This is a genomic window from Streptococcus sp. UBA3373 (assembly GCF_002360305.1).
GTDB lineage: Bacteria > Bacillota > Bacilli > Lactobacillales > Streptococcaceae > Streptococcus > Streptococcus alactolyticus.
In genome coordinates, this window is sequence record NZ_DEQF01000001.1 from 2,020 (window position 1) to 10,554 (window position 8,535).

The 8,535-nt window shown below is 40.9% G+C and carries 8 protein-coding genes and 1 pseudogene; all 9 read left to right on the top strand.

The window, feature by feature from the left end; all coding sequences use genetic code 11:
* Positions 1 to 83, top strand: a pseudogene (locus tag B3R79_RS00025) (ribulose-phosphate 3-epimerase); the annotation flags it as partial.
* Positions 76 to 705, top strand: coding sequence for a thiamine diphosphokinase (locus tag B3R79_RS00030; RefSeq protein ID WP_154454852.1), 630 nt, complete (start codon positions 76 to 78; stop codon positions 703 to 705). The pseudogene B3R79_RS00025 and the gene B3R79_RS00030, both read left to right, overlap by 8 nt.
* On the top strand, positions 706 to 1,980 hold the full coding sequence (locus tag B3R79_RS00035; protein ID WP_293693106.1) for a DNA recombination protein RmuC: 1,275 nt from the start codon (positions 706 to 708) through the stop codon (positions 1,978 to 1,980).
* The gene (locus B3R79_RS00040) at positions 1,970 to 2,911 is read left to right on the top strand and encodes a 3'-5' exoribonuclease YhaM family protein (protein ID WP_293693107.1); all 942 of its coding nucleotides are present in this window, start codon (positions 1,970 to 1,972) and stop codon (positions 2,909 to 2,911) included. The genes B3R79_RS00035 and B3R79_RS00040 overlap by 11 nt, the downstream gene beginning before the upstream one ends.
* Positions 2,912 to 3,002: 91 nt before the next feature.
* A complete protein-coding gene (gene purR / locus B3R79_RS00045) occupies positions 3,003 to 3,821 on the top strand; it encodes a pur operon repressor (protein ID WP_154454855.1) in 819 nt (272 codons plus the stop codon).
* Positions 3,822 to 4,037: 216 nt separating this feature from the next.
* Positions 4,038 to 4,451, top strand: coding sequence for a 30S ribosomal protein S12 (gene rpsL, locus B3R79_RS00050; RefSeq protein WP_154454856.1), 414 nt, complete (start codon positions 4,038 to 4,040; stop codon positions 4,449 to 4,451).
* Between the two features lie 20 nt (positions 4,452 to 4,471).
* A complete protein-coding gene (gene rpsG / locus B3R79_RS00055) occupies positions 4,472 to 4,942 on the top strand; it encodes a 30S ribosomal protein S7 (RefSeq protein WP_154454857.1) in 471 nt (156 codons plus the stop codon).
* Positions 4,943 to 5,116: 174 nt separating this feature from the next.
* Positions 5,117 to 7,195 carry an elongation factor G gene (gene fusA, locus B3R79_RS00060; protein WP_168261136.1) on the top strand — a complete coding sequence of 693 codons (2,079 nt, stop codon included), beginning with the start codon at positions 5,117 to 5,119 and terminating at the stop codon, positions 7,193 to 7,195.
* Positions 7,196 to 7,387: 192 nt separating this feature from the next.
* Positions 7,388 to 8,401 (top strand): type I glyceraldehyde-3-phosphate dehydrogenase, encoded by a 1,014-nt coding sequence (gap, locus tag B3R79_RS00065; protein WP_204984927.1) that lies wholly within the window; start codon positions 7,388 to 7,390, stop codon positions 8,399 to 8,401.
* Positions 8,402 to 8,535: the final 134 nt, after the last annotated feature.

The following is an 8,535-nucleotide window of genomic DNA, read 5'->3' on the forward strand; positions in this document are numbered from 1 at the left end:
TCTTTGTGGCAGGGTCATACCTCTTTAAAGCCAGTGACCTTGTTGCTCAAGTGGAAACCTTGCGTGTCGCTTTAGATGACTAAGATAGCAGTCTTTGCTGGTGGGCATTTGACGTCTTTTCCGAGAGATTTTGCCGTCTTTGTTGGTGTGGACCGTGGGAGTTTGGCTATTTTGCGAAATGACTTGCCTTTGGATTTGGCGGTGGGAGATTTTGATTCTGTCACGGCAGCTGAACGGCAGTTGATTCAAGAAAAGGCGAAAATGGTCATCACGGCAGTTCCTGAAAAAGATGATACAGATACAGAGCTAGCTCTAAAGGTGATTTTTGCCAAATACCCACAAGCCCAAGTCAGTCTTTTTGGAGCTTTTGGTGGGCGCATAGACCATACTTTGGCTAATTTGTTTCTGCCTAGTGACCCTGATTTAGCTCCATTTATGCATCGGATTCGTTTACAAGATGAGCAAAATGTGGTGCAATTTTACCCCGCGGGTGTTTGTCAGGTGTTTCCAGAAAAAGGAATGCCTTACGTTTCTTTCATGGCTGAGGGAGATGCTCCGTTAACCATTGAAGGAGCCAAATACAATTTGGATGCCAATCATTTCTTCACCAAAAAAGTCTACGCCAGTAATGCCTTTATCGGTCAGCCCATCACCGTGACACTAGACTCAGGTTATCTTATCGTTATTCACAGTAAGGATAGGTAGATGTTAATTATTCTGTTATTATTAGGACTTCTTAATCTTGCCTTGTTGGTTTATGTGTTGACCAAAGTGGGACGTTTAAACGAAGAAGTTGCTCAAAAATTAGATGATAATGCTGATAATTTGTCAGACCAAGTGTCTTATCAGCTGGATTCGGCACAAAAAGACACTGTTTTGGCTTTGAACACTCAGCTCAATCGTCTGCAAAATGATTTGTACACGCAGTTAAATGATATTCGTGACGTCCTTCATCAAAGTTTGACGGATAGTCGTGACCGCTCAGACCGCCGTTTAGAGCTTATCAATAGCAACTTGACCCAGTCTGTCAAAGAAATGCAAGAATCTAATGAAAAACGTCTGGAAGAAATGCGTCAAACGGTTGAAGAAAAATTGGAGCAAACCTTGCAAAATCGCTTAAAAGCGTCATTTGAAACGGTTTCTAAGCAGTTGGAATCTGTCAATCAAGGTCTAGGTGAGATGAAAAATGTCGCCCAAGACGTTGGAACCTTGAACAAAGTGTTGTCAAATACCAAAACACGTGGGATTTTGGGGGAATTGCAGTTGGGACAAATCATTGAGGACATCATGACCCCAAACCAATATGAGCGCGAATTTTCAACGGTTTCAGGTTCAAAAGAACGTGTCGAATATGCGATTAAATTACCAGGGGCTGGGGACGGTAGCTATGTTTACTTGCCGATTGACTCAAAATTTCCTTTGGAAGATTATTACCGCCTAGAAGATGCTTACGAAAGCGGGGATAAAGAACAAATTGAGCAGCACCGCAAATCCTTGTTAAATAGCATCAAGCGTTTCGCCAAGGATATCAATAACAAATACCTTAACCCGCCTGAAACCACTAATTTCGGCATTATGTTTTTACCAACAGAGGGCTTGTATTCAGAAGTGGTGCGCAATGCCGCCTTTTTTGACAGCCTAAGACGAGATGAAAATATCGTTGTGGCTGGTCCAACAACCTTGTCAGCTTTGCTAAATTCATTGTCAGTTGGTTTCAAGACACTTAATATTCAAAAAAATGCCGATGATATCAGCAAGATTTTAGGTAATGTCAAGGTAGAGTTTGGTAAATTTGGTCAAATGTTGGCGAAAGCTCAAAAACAAATCAATACCGCTAATCATACGTTGAACAGCCTGATTTCCACACGAACCAATGCCATTATACGTGCTTTAAATACCGTTGAAACCTATCAAGACCAAGCAACCGCACGTTTGCTGGACCTCCCACCATTAGAAGACGAGGAAAATCATGAAAATTAATCAAATGAAAAAAGACGAGCTCTTTGAAGGGTTTTATTTAATAAAATCAGCAGAACTCCGCAAAACAAGGGCAGGCAAAGATTACCTTGCCTTTATTTTTCAAGATGATACGGGTGAAATCTCGGGTAATTTATGGGATGCCCAGCCTTATAATGTCGAAGAATTTGTCGCTGGAAAAGTGGTTCACATGAAAGGTAGACGCGAAGTGTATAACGGCACCCCACAAGTCAATCAGATTACCTTGCGTAACACGCGTGAAGGCGAGCCAAATAACCCAAGTGATTTTCGTGAAAAACCACCTGTCAATCCCTCAGACGTGAGAGAGTACTTGGAGCAGATGATTTTTAAAATCGAAAATGCAGTGTGGCAGCGTGTTGTTCGTGCTCTCTATCGCAAATACGACAAGGCTTTCTTCAGTTATCCAGCAGCTAAAACCAATCACCATGCCTTTGAATCTGGCCTAGCCTATCACACGGCGACCATGGTGCGTTTGGCCGACGCTATCGGTGATGTTTACCCACAACTGAACAAGAGTTTGTTGTATGCAGGGATTATGCTTCATGATTTAGGCAAAGTCATTGAATTGACAGGGCTTGACAACACCGAATACACCGTGCGCGGTAACTTAATCGGACACATTTCCCTCATTGATGAAGAAATTACCAAGGTTTTGATGGAATTAAATATCGATGACACCAAAGAAGAAGTCATTCTCTTGCGTCATGTGGTACTTAGTCACCATGGTTTGTTAGAATACGGTAGTCCCGTTCGTCCACGAGTCATGGAAGCCGAAATCATTCACATGATTGATAATATTGACGCTGAAATGATGATGATGACCACCGCTTTAAGCCGTGTTGACAACGGCGAAATGACAAGCCGAATTTTTGCCATGGATAATCGCTCATTTTATAAGCCTAACTTAAAATAAGTGATAAAAAACGGACTTTTTACGAAAAAAAGTTCGTTTTTTCGGTTTCTTATGATATAATGACAAAAAATAGACTAAAAATGGAGAAATTATGAAATTACGACGTAGTGAACGCATGGTTGTCATCTCCAACTACCTGATAAACAACCCGCATCAATTGACCAGCTTAAACACGTTTGCTGAGAAATACGAGGCTGCTAAATCGTCTATTTCTGAAGATATTGCGATTATTAAAAAAGCTTTTGAAGAATCAGGTCTTGGAGATATCGAAACAGTTACTGGAGCTAGTGGAGGTGTGATTTTTACACCTGGCATCTCTGACACAGAAGCAAGAGAAGTGGTCGAAGATTTGTGCCAACGCCTTTCAGAAAGTAGCCGTATTTTGCCTGGGGGCTATATTTATTTGTCAGATTTGTTGAGCACTCCCAAGATATTGCAAAATGTTGGTCGTATAATTGCAAACGCATTCAAAGGTAAGCAGATTGATGCTGTTATGACCGTTGCTACAAAAGGCGTTCCTTTGGCAAATGCTGTTGCAAATGTTTTGAATGTGCCTTTTGTCATTGTGCGTCGCGACCTCAAAATCACAGAAGGTTCAACCGTATCTGTCAATTATGCGAGTGGCTCAAGTGACCGCATTGAAAAAATGTTTCTGTCAAAACGAAGCTTAAAACCTAATAGCCGTGTCTTAATCGTGGATGATTTCCTAAAAGGTGGGGGAACCATTACAGGTATGGTCAGCCTTTTGAAAGAGTTTGACAGCACGCTGGTCGGAGTTGCCGTCTTTTCAGAAAATGCTCAAGAAAAACGCGAGCAGATGACTTACAAATCATTGCTGAAAGTATCCGAAATTGATGTCAAAAATAACCACGTCAAAGTTGAAATCGGTAATATCTTTGATAACGAATAAAGGGCTTGCCCTTTTTTGTTTTATCAAGCTAGAGAACACATAACAGTTGACTTTGTCAGGATAATGTGGTAATATAATCGTCGGTACTTTTTACTTTTGGTCTCTCCAGAGTGTACAGAGACGTGCTGACAAATGTTGCAAAGTACACATATCCTACTAAAAGCTGTCACCAAGTTTTTAGTTAACCAAAATAAAAATCTTACAGGAGAAAAGTAGATGCCTACAATCAACCAGTTGGTACGTAAACCACGTAAATCTAAAGTTGTAAAATCTAATTCACCAGCGTTAAACGTTGGCTACAACAGCCACAAAAAAGTTCAAACAAACGTACATGCTCCACAAAAACGTGGTGTTGCAACACGTGTTGGAACTATGACACCTAAAAAACCTAACTCAGCCCTTCGTAAATTCGCTCGTGTACGCTTGAGCAACCTTATCGAAGTTACTGCTTACATCCCAGGTATTGGACACAACCTTCAAGAACACAGTGTTGTTCTTATCCGTGGTGGACGTGTAAAAGACCTTCCAGGGGTACGTTACCATATCGTTCGTGGTGCACTTGATACTGCAGGTGTAGCTGACCGTAAACAAAGCCGTTCTAAATACGGTGCTAAACGTCCTAAAGGATAATAGAAGGGAGATAAGGAAGAATGAGTCGTAAAAATAGAGCGCCTAAACGCGAAGTATTACCAGATCCATTATATAATTCACAACTTGTAACACGTCTTATCAACCGTGTTATGCTTGACGGAAAACGCGGTACAGCTGCATCAATCGTTTATGATGCATTTGACCAAGTTAAAGAAGCTACTGGCAACGATGCATTGGAAGTATTCGAAACAGCTATGGAAAACATCATGCCTGTTCTTGAAGTACGTGCTCGTCGTGTTGGTGGTTCTAACTACCAAGTCCCAGTTGAAGTTCGTCCAGAACGTCGTACAACTCTAGGACTTCGTTGGTTGGTAACTGCATCTCGTGCTCGTGGTGAACACACTATGAAAGATCGTCTTGCAAAAGAAATCATGGATGCAGCTAACAACACTGGTGCTTCAGTTAAAAAACGTGAAGATACACACCGTATGGCAGAAGCAAACCGTGCCTTCGCACACTTCCGCTGGTAATCTTTTCAAGATAAGATTTTCTTATCTGTTTTACATATTAAGAGATTCCTTATTATTGGGCTTTTAATATTAAAAATAGCATAAAAAATAATTAGAACGGGTAGGTTTTGCCTATCCGTTCTAAAAGTATGCTATAATAGAATAGTAAACTAAATTTTTATATAGGAGAATAAAATGGCTCGCGAATTTTCACTAGAAAAAACTCGTAACATTGGTATCATGGCTCACGTTGATGCTGGTAAAACAACAACAACAGAGCGTATTCTTTACTATACTGGTAAAATCCACAAAATTGGTGAAACACACGAAGGTGCTTCACAAATGGACTGGATGGAACAAGAACAAGAACGTGGTATCACAATCACTTCAGCTGCGACAACAGCACAATGGAACGGACACCGTGTTAACATCATTGACACACCAGGACACGTGGACTTCACTATCGAAGTACAACGTTCACTTCGTGTTCTTGACGGTGCGGTAACCGTTCTTGACTCACAATCAGGTGTAGAACCTCAAACTGAAACAGTTTGGCGTCAAGCTACTGAATACGGAGTTCCTCGTATCGTATTTGCCAACAAAATGGATAAAATCGGTGCTGATTTCCTTTACTCAGTAAGCACACTTCATGATCGTCTTCAAGCAAACGCTCACCCAATTCAATTGCCAATCGGTGCAGAAGATGACTTCCGTGGTATCATTGACTTGATCAAAATGAAAGCGGAAATCTACACTAACGACCTTGGTACTGATATCCTTGAAGAAGATATCCCAGCTGAATACGTTGATCAAGCAAACGAATACCGTGAAAAATTGGTTGAAGCCGTTGCTGAAACTGACGAAGACTTGATGATGAAATACCTTGAAGGTGAAGAAATCACAAACGACGAGTTGAAAGCTGCTATCCGTAAAGCAACTATCAACGTTGAATTCTTCCCAGTACTTTGTGGTTCAGCCTTCAAAAACAAAGGGGTTCAATTGATGTTGGATGCGGTTATTGATTACCTTCCAAGCCCACTTGATATCCCAGCTATCAAAGGTGTTAACCCAGATACAGGTGAAGAAGAAGAACGTCCAGCTTCTGATGACGAACCATTTGCGGCTCTTGCCTTCAAGATCATGACTGACCCATTCGTAGGTCGTTTGACATTCTTCCGTGTTTACTCAGGTGTATTGAACAGCGGTTCATACGTGTTGAATACTTCAAAAGGTAAACGCGAACGTATCGGACGTATCCTTCAAATGCACGCTAACAGCCGTCACGAAATTGAAACAGTTTACTCAGGTGATATCGCTGCCGCTGTTGGTTTGAAAGACACTACAACTGGTGACTCATTGACAGATGAAAAAGCTAAAATTATCCTTGAATCAATCGACGTTCCAGAACCAGTTATCCAATTGATGGTTGAGCCTAAATCTAAAGCTGACCAAGATAAAATGGGTATCGCCCTTCAAAAACTTGCTGAAGAAGACCCAACTTTCCGTGTTGAAACAAACGTTGAAACTGGTGAAACAGTTATCTCTGGTATGGGTGAGCTTCACCTTGACGTCCTTGTTGACCGTATGAAACGTGAATTCAAAGTTGAAGCAAACGTTGGTGCGCCTCAAGTTTCTTACCGTGAAACATTCCGCAAACCAACACAAGCACGTGGATTCTTCAAACGCCAATCAGGTGGTAAAGGTCAATTCGGTGACGTTTGGATTGAATTCACACCAAACGAAGAAGGTAAAGGTTTCGAATTCGAAAACGCTATTGTCGGTGGTGTGGTTCCACGTGAATTCATCCCTGCAGTAGAAAAAGGACTTCAAGAATCTATGGCAAACGGTGTTCTTGCTGGTTACCCAATGGTTGATGTTAAAGCTAAATTGTATGATGGTTCATACCACGATGTCGACTCATCTGAAACTGCCTTCAAGATCGCTGCATCACTTGCACTTAAAGAAGCTGCTAAGACTGCAGAACCAGTTATTCTTGAACCAATGATGCTTGTTACTATCACAGCACCTGAAGAAAACCTTGGTGATGTTATGGGACACGTAACAGCTCGTCGTGGACGTGTTGACGGTATGGAAGCACACGGTAACAGCCAAATCGTTCGTGCCTTCGTTCCATTGGCAGAAATGTTTGGTTACGCAACAGTTCTTCGTTCTGCAACTCAAGGACGTGGAACATTCATGATGGTATTTGACCACTATGAAGATGTACCAAAATCTGTTCAAGAAGAAATCATTAAGAAAAATTCTGGTGAATAATTGAATATTAAAGGGAATGCTTTCATAGCATTCCTTTTTTGCTCTGAAATATTTGCAATTTTGGCGAAATAATTATATAATACTAACGTTGAAGGATTAATTTTACTTGTATAAGTTAATCTTTTCACAATTGTCTAAAAGGGTAACCTTTTAAAATAAATTTTCTTGATTTTCATAAGGAGGAAATCACTAATGGTAGTTAAAGTTGGTATTAACGGTTTCGGCCGTATCGGTCGTCTTGCATTCCGTCGTATCCAAAACGTTGAAGGTGTTGAAGTAGCTCGTATTAACGACCTTACTGACCCAGCAATGCTTGCACACTTGTTGAAATATGATACAACTCAAGGTCGTTTCGCTGGTTCAGTTGTTGTTAAAGATGGTGGATTCGAAGTTAACGGTCAATTCGTTAAAGTTTCTGCAGAACGTGATCCAGAACAAATCGACTGGGCTAACGATGGTGTAGAAATCGTTCTTGAAGCAACTGGTTTCTTTGCTACTAAAGCTGCAGCTGAAAAACACTTGCACGAAGGCGGAGCTAAAAAAGTTGTTATCACTGCTCCTGGTGGATCAGATGTTAAAACTGTTGTATATAACACTAACCACGAAATCCTTGATGGTACTGAAACAGTTATCTCAGCTGGTTCATGTACAACAAACTGTCTTGCACCAATGGCAGACGCTATGAACAAAGCATTCGGTCTTAAAGTTGGTACAATGACTACAGTTCACGCTTACACTGGTGACCAAATGACTCTTGACGCTCCACACCCTAAAGGTGACTTCCGTCGTGCTCGTGCAGCTGCTGAAAACATCGTTCCTAACTCAACTGGTGCTGCTAAAGCAATCGGTCTTGTTATCCCAGAATTGAACGGCAAACTTCAAGGTCACGCACAACGTGTACCAGTTCCAACTGGATCACTTACTGAACTTGTTTCAGTTCTTGACAAAAAAGTAACTGTTGAAGAAGTAAACGCTGCTATGCAAGCTGCTGCAACTGAATCATTCGGTTACAATACTGACCCAATCGTTTCACGCGATATCGTTGGTATCTCTTACGGTTCATTGTTTGACGCAACTCAAACAGAAGTAACTGAAGCTGCTGATGGTACTCAATTGGTTAAAACAGTTTCATGGTACGACAACGAAATGTCTTACACTTCACAACTTGTTCGTACTCTTGAATACTTCGCAAAAATTGCTAAATAATTAATTGATTAGCATCTGAGAGGAGATTTTCTCCTCTCTTTTTTTGTTTCTGTGTAGAATTGAGCTAAGATACTGTCTGATTTGAATATCAAGAGATGGTAAAATATAGTGATTTTGCTATCTCTTTTATTTTT